The organism is Pseudomonas sp. GXZC (genome assembly GCF_026967615.1).
GTDB classification, from domain to species: domain Bacteria; phylum Pseudomonadota; class Gammaproteobacteria; order Pseudomonadales; family Pseudomonadaceae; genus Aquipseudomonas; species Aquipseudomonas azotoformans_A.
In genome coordinates, this window is sequence record NZ_CP114115.1 from 1,010,560 (window position 1) to 1,025,519 (window position 14,960).

Annotated in this window: 16 protein-coding genes; all 16 read right to left on the reverse strand. The window is 54.9% G+C overall.

Going from position 1 to position 14,960, the window contains the following annotated elements:
- Positions 1 to 198 precede the first annotated feature (198 nt).
- The 16 genes from OZ428_RS04710 to traD all read right to left on the reverse strand — a co-directional run bounded on the left by OZ428_RS04710 (position 199) and on the right by traD (position 14,948).
- On the reverse strand, positions 199 to 1,119 hold the full coding sequence (locus OZ428_RS04710) for an Abi family protein (protein ID WP_133074779.1): 921 nt from the start codon (positions 1,117 to 1,119) through the stop codon (positions 199 to 201).
- A gap of 133 nt (positions 1,120 to 1,252) precedes the next feature.
- The gene (locus OZ428_RS04715) at positions 1,253 to 1,924 is read right to left on the reverse strand and encodes a DsbA family protein (protein ID WP_133074778.1); all 672 of its coding nucleotides are present in this window, start codon (positions 1,922 to 1,924) and stop codon (positions 1,253 to 1,255) included.
- The gene (locus OZ428_RS04720; protein WP_133074777.1) at positions 1,921 to 2,217 is read right to left on the reverse strand and encodes a hypothetical protein; all 297 of its coding nucleotides are present in this window, start codon (positions 2,215 to 2,217) and stop codon (positions 1,921 to 1,923) included. Before OZ428_RS04720 ends, OZ428_RS04715 begins: the two co-directional genes overlap by 4 nt.
- The gene (locus tag OZ428_RS04725; protein ID WP_133074776.1) at positions 2,214 to 5,177 is read right to left on the reverse strand and encodes a conjugative transfer ATPase; all 2,964 of its coding nucleotides are present in this window, start codon (positions 5,175 to 5,177) and stop codon (positions 2,214 to 2,216) included. Before OZ428_RS04725 ends, OZ428_RS04720 begins: the two co-directional genes overlap by 4 nt.
- The gene (locus OZ428_RS04730; protein WP_133074775.1) at positions 5,177 to 5,617 is read right to left on the reverse strand and encodes a TIGR03751 family conjugal transfer lipoprotein; all 441 of its coding nucleotides are present in this window, start codon (positions 5,615 to 5,617) and stop codon (positions 5,177 to 5,179) included. The genes OZ428_RS04725 and OZ428_RS04730 overlap by 1 nt, the downstream gene beginning before the upstream one ends.
- Positions 5,595 to 7,085 carry a TIGR03752 family integrating conjugative element protein gene (locus tag OZ428_RS04735; RefSeq protein ID WP_133074774.1) on the reverse strand — a complete coding sequence of 497 codons (1,491 nt, stop codon included), beginning with the start codon at positions 7,083 to 7,085 and terminating at the stop codon, positions 5,595 to 5,597. The genes OZ428_RS04730 and OZ428_RS04735 overlap by 23 nt, the downstream gene beginning before the upstream one ends.
- Complete coding sequence (locus OZ428_RS04740) at positions 7,075 to 7,968, reverse strand: TIGR03749 family integrating conjugative element protein (RefSeq protein WP_133074881.1); 894 nt, start codon at positions 7,966 to 7,968, stop codon at positions 7,075 to 7,077. The genes OZ428_RS04735 and OZ428_RS04740 overlap by 11 nt, the downstream gene beginning before the upstream one ends.
- The gene (locus OZ428_RS04745) at positions 7,968 to 8,621 is read right to left on the reverse strand and encodes a PFL_4703 family integrating conjugative element protein (protein WP_133074773.1); all 654 of its coding nucleotides are present in this window, start codon (positions 8,619 to 8,621) and stop codon (positions 7,968 to 7,970) included. The genes OZ428_RS04740 and OZ428_RS04745 overlap by 1 nt, the downstream gene beginning before the upstream one ends.
- Complete coding sequence (locus tag OZ428_RS04750; protein WP_133074772.1) at positions 8,618 to 8,998, reverse strand: TIGR03750 family conjugal transfer protein; 381 nt, start codon at positions 8,996 to 8,998, stop codon at positions 8,618 to 8,620. The genes OZ428_RS04745 and OZ428_RS04750 overlap by 4 nt, the downstream gene beginning before the upstream one ends.
- Before the next feature lie 12 nt (positions 8,999 to 9,010).
- Entirely contained in the window at positions 9,011 to 9,349 is a 339-nt protein-coding gene (locus OZ428_RS04755) for a TIGR03745 family integrating conjugative element membrane protein (protein WP_133074771.1), read from the reverse strand.
- 18 nt (positions 9,350 to 9,367) lie between these two features.
- Positions 9,368 to 9,607 carry a TIGR03758 family integrating conjugative element protein gene (locus OZ428_RS04760; protein ID WP_133074770.1) on the reverse strand — a complete coding sequence of 80 codons (240 nt, stop codon included), beginning with the start codon at positions 9,605 to 9,607 and terminating at the stop codon, positions 9,368 to 9,370.
- Positions 9,604 to 9,900, reverse strand: a complete 297-nt coding sequence (locus OZ428_RS04765; RefSeq protein ID WP_269134157.1) for an integrative conjugative element protein, RAQPRD family — start codon at positions 9,898 to 9,900, stop codon at positions 9,604 to 9,606. The genes OZ428_RS04760 and OZ428_RS04765 overlap by 4 nt, the downstream gene beginning before the upstream one ends.
- A gap of 170 nt (positions 9,901 to 10,070) precedes the next feature.
- Positions 10,071 to 10,382 (reverse strand): hypothetical protein, encoded by a 312-nt coding sequence (locus tag OZ428_RS04770; RefSeq protein WP_133074768.1) that lies wholly within the window; start codon positions 10,380 to 10,382, stop codon positions 10,071 to 10,073.
- Between the two features lie 75 nt (positions 10,383 to 10,457).
- Positions 10,458 to 11,936 (reverse strand): UvrD-helicase domain-containing protein, encoded by a 1,479-nt coding sequence (locus tag OZ428_RS04775; RefSeq protein WP_133074767.1) that lies wholly within the window; start codon positions 11,934 to 11,936, stop codon positions 10,458 to 10,460.
- A 9-nt stretch (positions 11,937 to 11,945) separates the two neighbouring features.
- The gene (locus tag OZ428_RS04780; protein WP_133074766.1) at positions 11,946 to 12,701 is read right to left on the reverse strand and encodes a TIGR03747 family integrating conjugative element membrane protein; all 756 of its coding nucleotides are present in this window, start codon (positions 12,699 to 12,701) and stop codon (positions 11,946 to 11,948) included.
- An 18-nt stretch (positions 12,702 to 12,719) separates the two neighbouring features.
- Complete coding sequence (gene traD / locus OZ428_RS04785; protein ID WP_133074765.1) at positions 12,720 to 14,948, reverse strand: type IV conjugative transfer system coupling protein TraD; 2,229 nt, start codon at positions 14,946 to 14,948, stop codon at positions 12,720 to 12,722.
- Between the last annotated feature and the right edge of the window lie 12 nt (positions 14,949 to 14,960).

Here is a 14,960-nt window from a genome sequence, read left to right on the forward strand (position 1 = left end):
ATTTGCCAGTGCTGAATTCAGGCGAAAGTTGCCTTCCCGTTTCTATCATGTAGGGGGCATCGTCCAGAAGGTGGATCCCGACGAGGGGTATCAAAGTTGCTGCACTTGGTGCCCCCAATTCGAACTGACGCCATTGGGTATAAACAACGCATGTAAGAGCGATTTGCCGATGTGCCTCCAACTGTTTAGCGGAGCAAACTAGGACCAGAATTGATGGTTTTCCCAGCCAGCAACAAGCCCAAGATCAGCCGTGGTCCGGCCAGCCTTGGCCAGTGCGGTCATAGGCAGGCTTGCTATCAAGTGCTTGAATCGAAATTTCCAATCGGAGGTCGGATCGATCTTTGCTAGCAAAGCCTGAACTACCACAGCTCTGGCAAAAACCCGACCTCGATCTTGGTGGGGTGGAAACTCATTAGCGATGGCCTTCGCATACTTTGGAGCGCCTGCCGTGATCGACGCGTTCCATAGTCGGCCATGATGGGCGCAGACGTTGCGAAGTAACGTTAAGCTCTGTAGCCATGTCGATAATACGGATTCGTCGTAGCTGAATTTAGCAGCAATCATCTTGCGGTGATCCAGATGCAGATCGCTGAACAGACGAGATAGCTGGCCAATTGTCATTGCTTCGAGCACGGTCCAAACCGGCGGTAGAGCTGGTGTATTGTATGTGTCGTAGTAATGCTTAAGTGACGCATTGCCACTGTCACGCAGACCTAGAACCTGTTTCAGAAGATTGCGATGGGCCTGACCATCATTGAAGTGAATTGCATCTAGATAGAAGTGTGGGCCACATGCCTTGTGTAAAGCCAAGGTGTTGATTATGGCGGAGCGAAACGCGACCTCAATTCGATCAATCGCATCCAGAAAAACCAACCGTAGGCGACGGTCAAAGTCATACAATTGCAGGATGTCGTCGAACTGGACAGTGGCAAAGAAACGCTTCTGCGGATTTTGCAGGGGGCGCATATAAATGAGCAGCCGGTGATACCCAATGAACTCGAGAGCTTGCAGGGCTTTAGCTGTCTGTTTTCGTGTGTCTAAGCCTTTGAGCTGCATGTGACGCAGGAGGGCATTCGGGGATTTGGCAGGTTTATGGAAACTGATCCGGGCATGCGGCATGCCATGGCTTCCTGCTTGGCATTTATGGGAGGGGGATTTTTGAGTCTAGAAAAAACTAACCCCCTGGTGCGCAGTACAGGTCATGGACCTGCCCGAGGCGTGGGGGCTATTCTTGGAGTGAATGGTATCACGGCTATCTCGGTTGATCAAATTTGATCAACTCCTGACGTGCATCTGCTTTCTGAGCTAACCAGTCTATAGCCGATAGCAAAAGCACCCCATCAGCGGGCCCTTCAAGCTTTATGGACCGGCCTGTCATATTGTCTCTGACCAGCAAAGTAGGTGTTGCTGAGACACCTGCTTTGCTGGCTTCACCGATTTGCTGGTTAATGCGCAGAGCGATTTGTTTGTCGCTTGCGATACAGGCCGCCAGGTCTTGCTGATCAACTCCATCGACGTCGAGATGACCATTGAAACCCTGACCGTTGCTGCGTGTGCGTTCAAAGGTCTGGTCGATGGCTTGCCAGAATGCCTGAGTCCCGCCCAACTTCCCTGCGCATTCAACTGCCTGAGCTTCGTGTACTGCAATCGGGCCGTGAAAATCCAGAGGCAGATGGTGCCACCGCATGTTTATATCTTTCTGCCGCTGAATCCAACTCTTCAGCGCCGGCGTATACGTCTTGCAGTAGGGGCACTCAAGATCTGCAAACTCTGTCACAGTCCAACGAGCATTGGGCGAGCCATACACCCAGGGACCTGTGTAACTTGGTGTTTTTATTTCATCTCGAATGAAGGGAATACAGGCCAGCGTGACGCCTAATAACAGGAGTATTACTACCACGCTTTTAAAGCGAGGGGGAGTCATGCCCCAGCCTCAACTAACTTCGATGAAAGAAGCGCTTGTTTACGCAGGGCTTCAAGAAGCGCGGTCTCAGCACCCTCGGGTTGTGGATGCTGCCTAAGCCAGTTGGCCAACACCGTTTGAAGCTGGGACTCGACGTCGCGACGATCCACCGCTCGTACTACGACCTGCTGCAGTTGCTCTATCAATACTGGAGCGCACACTTCCAGGGTGTGAAGGGCGTCCTCTCCGGGCTGTTCAAGTAGGTGAATCAGACTTTCGATCAGATTCTGGGTCAGGGAATTTAATGCTCTCATGCTTGGCGCTCCAAGGCCGTAACTTGCTCGGGGAAAGTGATGATGTGAGGTTCGATACCGCGATAGCGGTCTAGGGTTGCGGCAACTTCAATGGCCGCATCGAGCTCGTTGCAGCCTTTGGACTGCATGATGTCGTAGCGTTGTTTCTTCTCTTCCGGTTCTGTCATGGCCAGGGCCAGGTATAAACTAGGCGGTACCACCCGGAATAACATTTCCATGCTTTTGGAAAGCACTACGCCCTCGGTAAACTTCCCGCTTTCTTTGCGTGCGGAAAGCATCATCGACTTCTGAGCGGGGGTCAGTTCCCGAAAGCGTGCGATCTTCTCCACCTCATCAGGCGGCATATTCAAGCAGATCCACCACTCGATCATGTTGAGGAGAGCCGAGGCCTCTGGGGGCACGTCATCAACGTTTTGAGTGGCCATCCAGAACCAGGCTCCCAGCTTTCGCCACATTTTGGTGATCTTTACGGAGTAGGGTGACAGTAGTGGAACCTTCAACTGGATGTGGCCTTCGTCTGTGAAGAAGATCAGGGGACGGCCTTTGAATTGATCCCGCTCTGCGATGTTGTTGACCGTGTTGAGCAGCGAAATGTAGGCGATGGCCATCTGTGCGCTGTAGCCTTCACGGGCATACGTGGCCAAGTCCACAATGGTGATATCCGCTTCTGGCCATGGCGTACCTGGGCGGTTGAACATGTCGCCTTCTGTGCCCATGCAGAACATGGACAAGGCTTCAGCCATCTCCAGGAAGCGTGAGCTTCGAGCAGCTGGTATACCCGATTCATGCCCCATCTCTCGCAGTGCCTCACGGATGTCTTCGGGAAGCACAATGCGTTGTTCGGCGACACACTTTTGTGCCGCATTGAGAATGCATTGGCGTATGGCGCTGCGATCAGCCCGGGTAAGGCGCGCATCTTCTTTATCCTCCCCGCCAGTGATCATCAGCCTGGCTGTAATTTCCATTTCACCCAGAATGTCGCGCTGTTCGTCTTCGGTTTGGCTTGCCAGGTGTTCGTCCGAGGCCTCGAGGTCATCAGCCTTGAGAGTTTTGACGTTTGCGGTGGGCTCAATGAGTTTTTCAGCATCGGCGAAGGGCGCTAAGCTGACGCCTGATCCTGGTGCAAGCCGGACACGGTTAACCGTCAAACCGAGCTTCTTGGCAAAGTCACCCAGCAGACCAAAACTGTTGCCGGCCTCAACGATGAAAAGTCGCGGCCGATAGATGGCAACGATCTGACTAAGGATATTCGTTGCGCTGGCTGACTTTCCTGAACCCGTGGGGCCGAAGATGAACAGATGCGCGTTCATCTGGCGGTCTAGCTTGTTCAGCGGATCGAAGGTGATCGGCGCTCCACCTCGGTTGAACAAGGTGATTCCAGGGTGTCCCGTTCCGGTCGACCTTCCCCAGATGGGGGCCAGGTTCGCAATGTGTTGAGCGAACATCAGTTGCGCGTACCACTCCAGTGCTTTGCGCTCATTGGGATCAAAATTGCCGGGCAACCATCTGAGGTACGAGTTTAAGGGCGCAACCTCATCCCGAGGCTCCACGGGTTCCATGCCCGCTCCCAGCAAGGCACTGCTCAGTTGCAAACTGCGCTCTTGTAACTCCACGTCATCTTTCCCGCGTAGGTAAAACGCTACGCTGCCTCGATAAAGCTTGTGCTTGCGGCCAAGCAACTGGCGTGCGACAGCAACGTCTTCGCGGGTCAGGATCGACGCCTGGGTATCACCAACGGCCTTGCGTGAGAGCTGTTCCAGATGGCCTTCAAGGATGTCCTGCGGAGTGATCACGAGGGTGATACAGAGAATGGTGTCCTCTGGCATTTTGTCGAACAGGGCGTTGAGCGCATCACCACCCTTGCGTGTTTCTCCGGTCAGATGGCCTGTCTTGGGCGCTTCGCGCAGGCGATCGAGCATCACCACGCGGTGGGGCAGACCATCGAAGTACCACAAGCCTTTCTCAGTGTGCGATAGCGGTTCGCGGTAACACAGGTTTTGCGAAAAGTCGGTCCCGCTGGCCAGCGGTAACTCGCCTTCCTCCGCTGCCGGCACTTGCTTGCAAACCACCTCATAGAAACGGCGGATATCAGCGTCTGCCGGGCCAAGATGGTCAGGTCGTGGATTGAACCAGTGAATCAACCAGTGACGTATAGCGTGGCCATCCATGCGATGAGTCTTGATGCCCGCGTTTGCCAGCCCGCCTGCCAGGCGATCACAGATGTTTTTTAGGTAGGGGGCCGGTGCTTGGCCGCGCACGTCCGCTTGTGCCCCTTGTGTACGTCGATACACAACAATGCGGACACGGCGTTGCTGGCCCCTCCAAGGCAGTTGGCTGACCTTAGTGTCTTCAAACAGCCCGCCCGGCTTAGAAATGGCTTCCAGGTGCTGCTTCATCAGCTTCAAATAAAGCTCGGTGAAATCACTTCCCTGTGCCCGGGGTTGAATGTAGTCGTGCAACTGCTGCAGGTAATTGTCCCAACTGGTTTCGTCCTGAGCATACAGCTGCACAACCCACGGGGAAGTCTCCAGCTCATCGAAAGAGTCTTGCAGGGCGTTTTCCAGGGCATCCCGGGCTTTGCGCAACCAGTCGGGGTCTCGACCTTCGGTTCCTATCGGCGTCAGCTCGAAGAATGCAGCACGAGAAATGCCATCTTCCAACAGTATGGCTTTTTCCGCCGGCAGATAGTCCACCCACGGCAGAAGATCCACAAATGAGGGATTCACGTCGTACATCCGGTCGACGTCTGCAGTAGTAGCTGGTTTTTTCTTTGGATTACGCCAGTCGCTCGGCGAGGGAATGCCCATGGCAGCCAGGCGTGCGAAATAGCGCTCGGTCGCTGCCTCCAAAGATTCAGTCGCTGATGCCTGCACGTCGACATGCTCGGTAGCATTAGCGGCGAGGTCCGGCTCGACTCTGTCTGAGCCACGTCGTGTTTTAAACCGCTCAAAAAACCTCATTAATAGGCCTCCGTGCGTTCACCGGGCATGGCGTATTGCACGCGCTGGTACAGTGGGAATATGGTTGTGTACCCTGGAATCGGTGCAGGGTCTGAGCCCGCTAAATGGGGAAAGACATACATGACCAGGTCCGGATTGGGCAGGCGCTTGAACTGGCTGTAGATCTCGTTTTGGGCTGTGCGGGTGAATTTGGCGTTGTTTGTTACATCCGCCTCCAGAGGTCGCCGGAGGTCTTGGCGCGCATCGAGCAACTGTCGGCTACTCGTACTATTGCCTGAACCATTGGCACCTTGATCCCAGACGTCCATCATCGTGTTGTCGCCATGGGGGAGCAGTTCGTCCTTGCTGGTGGAGCAACCAGTTGCGAGAACGATGAAAGAGGCGATGGCTAGATACGCCGCTGGTTTTAAGGCCTTATTAGTCAAGCGAAGTCGAGGCATGACGGGCTCCTGAGCGATAGTTGACCTTGCGGCCTTGGAGTTCGTAATCGATGGTTAGCTGCTGGTCTAGGTGGACGGCAACTTTGGCGCCTGGCTGCACGTACACCGCCGCGAAGGCTTGCCCATAGAGCTTGTTCACCCAACTGGACACATCATTGACGCCTTGGCCAATGATCTTGCCCATGGCGTCACTGCCTGAGCCCCCAACGGAACCGATGGTTCCGGACTGCGGATTGATAAATGAACTGCTGTTTCCATCCGATTTGATTAGGGAGGCAGCGCCGGCGCCGGCAGCGGTAATCAATACCTGGGAACCGATGTATTGCGAGGCGTTGCTTTTACGATCGCCACTGATGCAGGGAATACCGTAGGCATCGCTGATCCAGCCCAGACCACCCTGGATGGTTGTTTGGGTGCCATTATTCTGGTTATTGCCGTTCTGACTGCCGTTCGTTTCTTCTTGAGGTTGTGGCAGCGTGCGTACGGTGCCGTCGTTGAAAACAAAGGTCAGGCTTTTGATCTGCCCGCGTACGCAAGACAAGGTCCAGTCGCCGGACGCTGTACCGCTGGCCACTGCGCCGGCGACGTCGGGTAAGTCGATACCGTTTGCCGTCAGGTTGTCCGGGCCGATCAGCACCTTGAATGGGTAGGGGTCGTTGACCGTGCCGTCGATAGGCACGCGGCCAATAAGCGCGGACATCGCGACAGAACCCATCAGTGTGGAGTTCTGTGGCAGGGTATAGACCTTTCGAACCTGTTTTCGGGCCTCCTGTGGCGAGATCTCATTCGCAACGTTCTGGGCTCCCGTTCGCAGAGCATTTTGCCCACGGTCTACTGACTCGCCAAAGGAAGTTGGGAAGTTGAATCCCGAGGCGGTTTGATTGGAGCCGGCCGCAATGGGCTTCCCATTGATATCGACAGGGGTACCGTCCTGCGGCTCGATCCATACGACATCCGGTCCAGGCGCTCCTTTGAAGTCTTGCCCATCACCTGGCTGTACACCGAATCCGATCGGCAAATCCGATCCAGACGAATCGCTGCCAACAGATTTGCTGCTCAGGGTGTTGTATTGCTGCTGCAGCGTATCCAGGATGGTCTGGCTTTGTTGTTGTGACTCCTGTTTCATTGTTTGCTGGACGTTTTGCAGCTTGCTGTCGACGTTGTCGTTGATCGACTGCAATCGTCTTTGTAGCTCAAGGTTTTGTTGCTTCAACTCATCATTGTTCTTGAGCGCATTAGAGACCTGGTCTTTAAGCTGTCTGCTTTCCACAACAATGGTGCGCAGGGTGTCGCCGGGTGTATCGCCGTCAACGCCAAGCTTTTTGGCTTCACCCGTACTGAGCACGAGCGTATCTGGAGTCTGAGCCTGTTTCTCAGAACTGCCCTTACTGAATAGTTTGACCACCACGAATAACGCCAGGATCGCGAACGGGATGACCAGGAATTTAACCAGCGGGTTACTCTTCACGGCGACCTCCTTTCGGATCGATCTGGCTTACGGCCGCCGGCAGCAACGACTCGGCCAAACCGTGGCCACGAGTCACCAGATAGACCGTTGTGGTATCACTTGCATCACCCTTGGTGCCGAGGTAAGGGTGCTGAAACGTCGCCGTGATGAAGTCCCCCATAAGATCCCGAGGATCCAGTGCAAGGTGCTGAGAGCTGGTGTTGCGCAGTTTCACTGCCGTCACCCAGTAGTCGTCTAACCGCCATGCTCCTAAAGCCGAGGCCTCGACCGGTAACGTCGGTAGCAAAGTGGTGAGGTTCAGGCCCCGCTTAAGATTTACCTGGGCGATACCGTCTACAGGCTCAACGGTGCGTAGAGGGGCATAGAGCATCTGTGCGGCATAACGTGTAATGACCACAGGGAGTGGCGTCTCACGGCGCGGTGTCGGCGGATCCTCTTCTTGAACGTTGTGCTGCGACGTGGAGGCCGGAGCGCGGCTGCTCGTCGGCTTAGAGCTGGGCTGCCCGTAACGAGGCGAGGGACCTTCACCGGCAACAATTTTTGCAGGCTCGGGGGCGGCCTGATTTGGTTTGCCTTCTGTTGCAATGATGTCCACCAGCATAATTTCGCCACTGCTCATATTTTGGAGCTGCAGGCGAGTCGGAGGTATGGGCTCTTTGGCCAGCAGGTACAGTGCGCCACCCGTGCTCTGTACTCGAAGCTTATCGACCAAATTCCGGGGAAGACCCACTCGAACATTTTGGTCGACAAAAACAATGCGTTCCTGGCCGACGATCAAGGGCAGTGCCAGTGGAATTCGGTCCCAGCGTAAAATCTCAACGGCATTGGCCATCCCGCAGAAGTTCAGCATGAGCAGTCCGATAATCAGCAGCCGGCGCATTATCATTTACCTCCTGATCGGACAGGTTCTGCGGAAACTTCGATGCGCTGAGGGTTGCCGCTGTAGCAGTCCCAAGCCAAGCCAAAGAGGTTCTTTTCGGGGTCAACATCGGATCGAATGATGTGCAGGGGATAACGAGCCAGTGCGCGTTTCACGCGTTCCCCGCCGTAGTGCTCGTCAGCTGTGATATCCAGATTCACCGTCCAGTCATTAATGCTGTGCTGCTCAATATGTTGTTCTGATTTATCGTCAATTCCTCGGCCAGGAATCTCAAATACACCGCGCTCGCGTTTGCGCAACTCCCCACTGTTGCGGCGCAGTTCGAAGTCTTTTTGCAGATAGGCTTTGCAACTGGGCGTCAGGTAGCCACTCAAGCGTGCGATGTTGTCTTCGTAGTCGGTTTCACCGTCGACGGGCCAACGATTCATTTGCTGGAAGATATACAACCCAAAGGCATACACAGACTCTGGGGGGACATCCCACCACTGACGGGTGCTGCCCGACCGGAGGTCAGGCGGTACATGGATAGTCAAATCACGCGGTGCGCTCTGCCAGCCGTAGGCCATGTAAAGACCGAGAGCGATCAGCAGGCCAATGACCAGGCGCAGGCTGTTGATATGGGACAGTTGGGCGTCCACTTTTTTTCGATAAGTCATTCAGCCCCCGTTCTACGGCAGGTCCACGCACCCGTGCGTGTGATCAGGTGGGCCTTGTTCCAGGTAGGAAGATATCGTGCGACGTTCAGTTGCATTTGCCGGTATAGCCAGGTATCGGGTCGACCACGTTTCCAACGCCTTAAAAAGCGACTCGCAAGAGTCAGTCCGAGGACCGCGAAGAGCATGGCAGCGGCAATAATAAGCGCCCAGATGTGGGTCAGGATCGCTGCCAGAACACCAACAACCAGCCCGGTGCCTGCACTGAGCGCTAGGGTGGCCCACATCTCATCGGCGGTGAGACCACCCATGATGACTGGCTGATTGTTTAGCCGCACAGGTAGGAAAATAAGCGTTCCATCGTCAGAGAGTTCTGTCATGGCCAAGGCTCTTTAAAGAATGTTTGTTGCCTTAGTGACCAGGAAGATGGCGACACCCAAGATGGCTACACCGACAGCGGCGGTAGCGCCTAAGTCCATCCATTTCTTTTTGCCGTGCTGGATCTCGTGGTAGGTGCCAAAGGCATGCCAGGCCACCCCGCTGAAAATGACGGCGCAGATGATGAGACCGAGCAGAGAAAAGCCGTCAAAGGCGTAGTTCTGCATGGTTTGCATCAGATTGGAGCCTTCGCCGCGTGTGGGGGGCTGAGACTGGGGCAGCGCAGCCATGGCCAGTTGAGGGAGTGCAAGAATGCTGATCAGCAATCTGCGTTTTTTTGAGAGCAAAGGCATGGTGAATCTCCGATAGAGTTAACTGAGAACAAACGTGGTGAGGATCATGCAAAGGAGCAGGATGCGAACAACCGACGTCGAAGCAATCGTCCGGTCAAGATTGCCGGTGGCCCACCCTCGGTAGCAGCTCCAGACGGCCCAGGCCCCCCACAAGAAAACGATTGCCACGGCCACGCCGACGAAAAATAGGTAGCTCAACGAGGCGGGGAATCCTCCCGCAGCTTGAAAGGCGGACGCTTGAGCGCCATTCATGCTCATGGCTTGTGTCCTTCAGCCGTGTATTGGCCGGAAAGCTCCACCGGATCACGTGGCTGGGCTCGGCTAGGGGTCAGGTATCCCTCAAGACCGTGGCGAATTTGCGCGATATCGCCGGCCAGGCGTTGGTAATCGAAGAAGTAGCGCTTGCCTGGCTCGTCTGCCACCTGAGCGCTACGACGTGCGGTGTCCTCCAAGGCATTTAACTGGCGGATCATCACTTCCAGATTGGCCTGTTCGGAGGCCGAGGCAGCCGCTACATAGGGGATAGGCAAACCCAATCCAAAAAGCGCAATGAGGCCTGCTAAGGCAAGTCGGCAAGTGAGTGCAGTGAGGCGTGGATACTGGATCACGGCTGGGCTCTGGTAATTCCTGATGCCGTCAGCTTGCCGTTTTCATCCCAGCCCACGCCGCAAGAAAACCATATTCAGAGCTTGAAGGATTTCTTCAAACCGGGGCGAACCCATCAGTCATTATGGATAGCGCGTTTGAAGAACATCAGAAAGCCCGAAGGCAAGGCGATGCCGTAGGCCCAGCCTTGGGCATTTTGATTACCGATTTTGACGTCACCCCTGATGACTGATTGAACACTGACCAGTTCCCAGCCCTCTTTACCAAGTTCTAATAGGCGCTGTTGATGCCCAAGATTCTGTAGAAACCCCTGAATATCAGGTTCGGTCGTAGGTTCTTCAGATTTGAACATCAGGACTTTTTTGGTTCGGGTCAGGTAGCCCAACGGGGAGAATTCGGTATGGTATTCAAATTTCTGCCGGCCCATGACGACGTCCTCAGTGTTCGGAGCTATCAGGGTTTCAACTCTCAGTGCGTGCCAGCAATCAGAAATAGTTTTTTGCTAAGCAGATGATTTCTGAGGTTGGGTTGGAGAGGTACGAGCATCTACATAGCGCTGCATGATCGACAGCACCATCGAGTTCAACGCTAGAATCTTCATTCCCCGCGTCACGCTCACGTACAGCAAATTCAGCTCATCATCTCGACGTCCCTGATCCATATCTGCGGACAAAGGGTCAGCCGTGAAATCGTCATATAGGCTGACAAAGTCCCACTCCAGTCCTTTAGATTTATGCCCAGTCGTAAGCGTCAGCGTGGCATCCAGCTCGTTATCCACTGACCGGGAGCGTAGGGTTTGAATTCGCTGAGGTAGGTCTGGATATGCCGCAATGATCTTGATCGATCGCAGCATCGCACTGTCTTGGCTTACCTCAGCAATTTCTACGTACTGCGCAAAGTCTCGGTAATCCCGCAGCAGCTTGCGGTTCTGGACTTCTTGATTACGGTTTCTGCTGAACATGTAAAGGTCTTCCAGGTCGCGCAGCGAATAGCTGTCGATACCACCAACCCAGAAGATTTTGGGGTTCATCGCGACCAAGAGCAGGGCGTTCTCGATAACGCCAGTAACGGTGCGATGGATAAACGTGCGATGCGGTAAATCTTCAGGCAGCGCCCGTTTTACCAGTGTGTTGGGCCCTAACCCCTGCAGTTTTCGTGTTTCCCCCTTGTAGAAGAGAATGATGTTGGCCACATGAGCGACCGCTGGGCCGAAACGAAAGCTTTGGGTCAGGTAATGGCGTTCGGCACCGGCCATCCAATCGCTGTTGAGCGCGTCTTCGGCGCCGCGGAAGCGATAGATCTGCTGATGGGGATCGCCAACGGTCACCTTGCGGATCCGTTGTATTTTTACAATGTCGGCAATAACCGGGTTCACGTCTTGACCTTCATCGAGAAGGATCGCATTAAAACGTTCGCACAGGTCGGGCTTGCTTAGCTGATACAACTTTAGGTAAGCGTCATGGGTGATCGACATTCCGGTGTCCTGAGGATCGATCATGCGGTTCCAGACGGTGCTGGCCACGGTAAGCGCGCTGTTCAGGTTTCGCTCCTGGGCACTGGTGAGCATTCTTTGCTCTTGGAACCTAGGAAAATGCCCGCTTCCCAGCTCGTCGTCGGCGCTGGCCATAAAGTTGTTTAGCGTACTGAGGACGTCCCGCACGAGCTCCCAGTCCTGCGTGTTGACGGCTCTGGCGATATCAGTCAGGCGCAAGTTGTTTGTCTGCTTGGCGGCGTACTGGTTGCCATAGACTGCGTATGCGAGGCCATGCGCGGTCTTGCACACTACGTTGCTGCGAGGAAAGCGGCCCTTGGCCGCAAGTTCAACGGATTTGTTGTAGCAGAGGTACAGCATTTTCACTGAGGCGTGATGGGTGGCGTAGCCCACCAATGTGGTGGTTTTGCCGGTACCGGCAAAAGCCTGGACCAGTAACTTGTCAGCTCTTGAATGGATAATAGGCTGCTGTTCTTGAGTCCACTGCATTGGCAGCTCCTAAAGGTATTTTTTGAAACTTGAGACAGTGATGTAGACGGAAGCGCCCAACAGCACTGCGCAGGGCAACAGAATTAAAAGTGGGCTGACACTGATGGGGATGGCCAAGTAGACCGTCCAGGGCACGATAGTCAGTGGAATGATCGTCCCCCGCGCTTTGTGATACAGGTAACTGGACTCCCGGCCGGAGCCGAATTTTCGCAGATCACGCTTCACCAGACCGTCGACGAGACCGGTGAACGCTGCCAGTGCAAAGAGTGGGAGTGTCAGTGTCAGGATGACCATCCGTACACAGAAGGTCAGCACGGTATACAGGGCAGCCAAGCCGTAGTCCTGGAACTTGATCATGACTCGGCCGAGCTCGTAGCGGAGATTGAAGGTGCCTGCTTGTTGTTGCGATATGGATCGGGCGTACTGGGTTAGTGCATTGATGTTGTCCTGCAGGCCGGTTTTCACCATCAGCCAGTCATACACGGTTTCTGCCAGCCACGTAGCTGTGCGTCCAGGTTCTTTGATCACAACGCTCTGTAGCAAGTCTTGGGATAGCCTGCTCAATTCATGCTGGAACATCTGCTGGGCATGTTTCCAGCCAGCATCAGGCCAGAACACGTACATGCATAGCCATTCAACGATGACGGCGCCCAGCAGGGAGCCGAACATCACCCCCAGGAAGTGAAAGGGAGCCGAGAACAGCATGCCCAGGAAGGTTTTTTGACCTTCCTGCTGTTGCTTGGCTTTTTCCGCGATATCGGCCATGGCCTTGCTCCTTCAGGCTTATGCGACTTTCTCGTCGGTGGCCAACTTGCGGAAATCATTGACCAGATCATCTGGAAGCGATTCGCCTAATGCTTCATAACCCGGCGCTTGCCACCAATCGTTGCTCGTTCCGGATCCTTTGCGCATACCTTCAACCAATGCCTGAAGATCCTTGGGCATGACTTCATCGGGATCGTTTGCCGGCAACGGCATACGAATCTTCCACAGGTTGCCGCCCTCGATCAGGGCAAAGCATTGCCCCTTGGGCAGCGCAACGACGTGCGCCGGTTCGATCATCGGCACGCTGACGCTTTGGATCTGGTCGTGGGTGTTGGATGTGAAAGCGGTCTTGCCATTGATCGCATCATTGGCACTGCTGGCCGGTGTGCTGGTGAACACCTGGACCTTGGGCAACTGGTTTGTCAACAGCTCGGCGGTGGCGGTTTCACGAACACGCAACATGAACAGGTTGTTGAAGTTACCGATGACTTGGCCCGCTTTTGCGCGGTTACCGATTTTGGCCTCGATGTCGCTCATGGTCTGGGTGTAGGCCGTAACCTGCATGCCGGCGCCGCCGCCTTTGTTGATCATCGGAATGAACTCATCGCCCATCAGTTCGTTGAACTCGTCGGCGTGCACGTTAATCGCCACCTTCCCAACGCTTGCCCCGGGCAAACCATCATCGATGCCGAATTTGTAGATGTGGCCCGCGACTGACACCAGATCGCTGAACATGGAGTTGCCCACTGCCGCAGCCACCTCTGTATCGGACAAGGCATCCAGACCGACATAGACCACCGCCCGTTTGCGGATGACCTGCATCCAGTCAAAGATTGGTCGTGGGTCCTCAAGGTCCATGTAGTCTGGAGAAAGCAGCTCAGCAATACGCCCCGTGGTCAGTTTTTCCAGCAGTGGTAGCAGGCTGGCCACAATCTTGTCGAAATAGGTTTTGTCATAACGTACCGCTGATCGCAGGCCTTCCATCACAGGATCGGAGATGCGTTGCTGAGTGAGGTACATGTCCAAGGCCACTACTCTCAGCGGTCGATCCTTCATAGCAAAACTGAGGTTTTTACGATCGATCTTGCCTTCCAATTCGACCACAGTTTGCCAGGCCTTCGGATCATGCTCAGCAAAGTACTTCTGTGCGTACTCGATGAAGAGCGCATCAATGTTGGTCACATGCTTGAGGATCTGCTCGTAGTCCGGTCGACGTCCGAGGGCCACCAAAGCGCGTGCGATGATGTTGACGAAACGCCAGGCGAACTCGCGGAACGCGGCCGAGTTGCCTTCTCCTGATAGTTGACCGGCAATCCGGGTCGCCACCTCTGAGATCCGACCAAATCGGCCAACGGCATTGTAACGAGCGGAGTGGTCGGGCCAGCCCAAATGGAATACGTAAAACTCATCCAGTCTGCCGGCACGCTTGCACTCTATGTACATGCGTTTCAGGAGGTCGGCATCGCCTTTGGGGTCGAAGACAATAACCACCTCGCGATCAAGGTTCATCTCATCAGTTTTATCGACGCTGCGCGGGCTCCGATGAACAGGCTGAACACGGCGCCCCATCTGAACGCGCCGGCGGGGCCGTCTGCGGGTGCGCCTGATGTCTTGGGTGATAAACAGTTCGGCCAGGCGGGTTTTGCCCACTCGTGTAGTACCCAACACCAGGGAGTGCCCAACACGTTCACCCAATGGCAAGCTGACGTCACCTTCGTTCGGTTCTATGCCGTGTAAGCGCGGTAGGCCGCCGACCGGTGGAAGTGGACGCGCCGGGTTCAATGGCACGTCCCAAGCGGTAGCCTTTGCCAGAAGCTTGAGTGGGAAGGGGGCGAATTCCAATCGTTCTTCAAGCCGCCTTGCCCAGTTGTAGGTCGAGGTAGGCTCGACGTACTCGGCATATTTGGGGAGGTAAGTGTCCATCAAGCGCTGGGTATGTTTTTGAGTCCAGCGAAAGCCTTTGCCTATAAAAAGCCGCTCGTTGCTGACCGGAATTTCTTTGCTGGTCATGGTGTAGTGGGGGAGGCGCCGGATATTGCGTCGGTAGCGCAATACCATCAGGGCCTGCTTCAGGCGAACAAACCCAAGACCTAAAAAGCCAGTAGCGGCAACCACTCCAAATAAAGGCGTCAGTGCAAACGCCCAGGGCGCGAAAATACAAAGCAGCGCTGCAGCAGCACAAACCAAGACCGTGTAAAGCTCGACGGCAGGACGAAGCAATGACTCGATAGTGAAGGGGCTGGCCATGGTTGCGTGCCT

Bases quoted from the DNA above. Each gene is read 5' to 3' on its own strand.
- OZ428_RS04770 (WP_133074768.1), bottom strand. From the start codon at position 10,382: ATGGGCCGGCAGAAATTTGAATACCATACCGAATTCTCCCCGTTGGGC.
- OZ428_RS04750 (WP_133074772.1), bottom strand. From the start codon at position 8,998: ATGACAGAACTCTCTGACGATGGAACGCTTATTTTCCTACCTGTGCGG.
- traD (WP_133074765.1), bottom strand. From the start codon at position 14,948: ATGGCCAGCCCCTTCACTATCGAGTCATTGCTTCGTCCTGCCGTCGAG.
- OZ428_RS04725 (WP_133074776.1), bottom strand. From the start codon at position 5,177: ATGAGGTTTTTTGAGCGGTTTAAAACACGACGTGGCTCAGACAGAGTC.
- OZ428_RS04730 (WP_133074775.1), bottom strand. From the start codon at position 5,617: ATGCCTCGACTTCGCTTGACTAATAAGGCCTTAAAACCAGCGGCGTAT.
- OZ428_RS04720 (WP_133074777.1), bottom strand. From the start codon at position 2,217: ATGAGAGCATTAAATTCCCTGACCCAGAATCTGATCGAAAGTCTGATT.
- OZ428_RS04760 (WP_133074770.1), bottom strand. From the start codon at position 9,607: ATGAGCATGAATGGCGCTCAAGCGTCCGCCTTTCAAGCTGCGGGAGGA.
- OZ428_RS04745 (WP_133074773.1), bottom strand. From the start codon at position 8,621: ATGACTTATCGAAAAAAAGTGGACGCCCAACTGTCCCATATCAACAGC.
- OZ428_RS04780 (WP_133074766.1), bottom strand. From the start codon at position 12,701: ATGGCCGATATCGCGGAAAAAGCCAAGCAACAGCAGGAAGGTCAAAAA.
- OZ428_RS04775 (WP_133074767.1), bottom strand. From the start codon at position 11,936: ATGCAGTGGACTCAAGAACAGCAGCCTATTATCCATTCAAGAGCTGAC.
- OZ428_RS04715 (WP_133074778.1), bottom strand. From the start codon at position 1,924: ATGACTCCCCCTCGCTTTAAAAGCGTGGTAGTAATACTCCTGTTATTA.
- OZ428_RS04710 (WP_133074779.1), bottom strand. From the start codon at position 1,119: ATGCCGCATGCCCGGATCAGTTTCCATAAACCTGCCAAATCCCCGAAT.
- OZ428_RS04755 (WP_133074771.1), bottom strand. From the start codon at position 9,349: ATGCCTTTGCTCTCAAAAAAACGCAGATTGCTGATCAGCATTCTTGCA.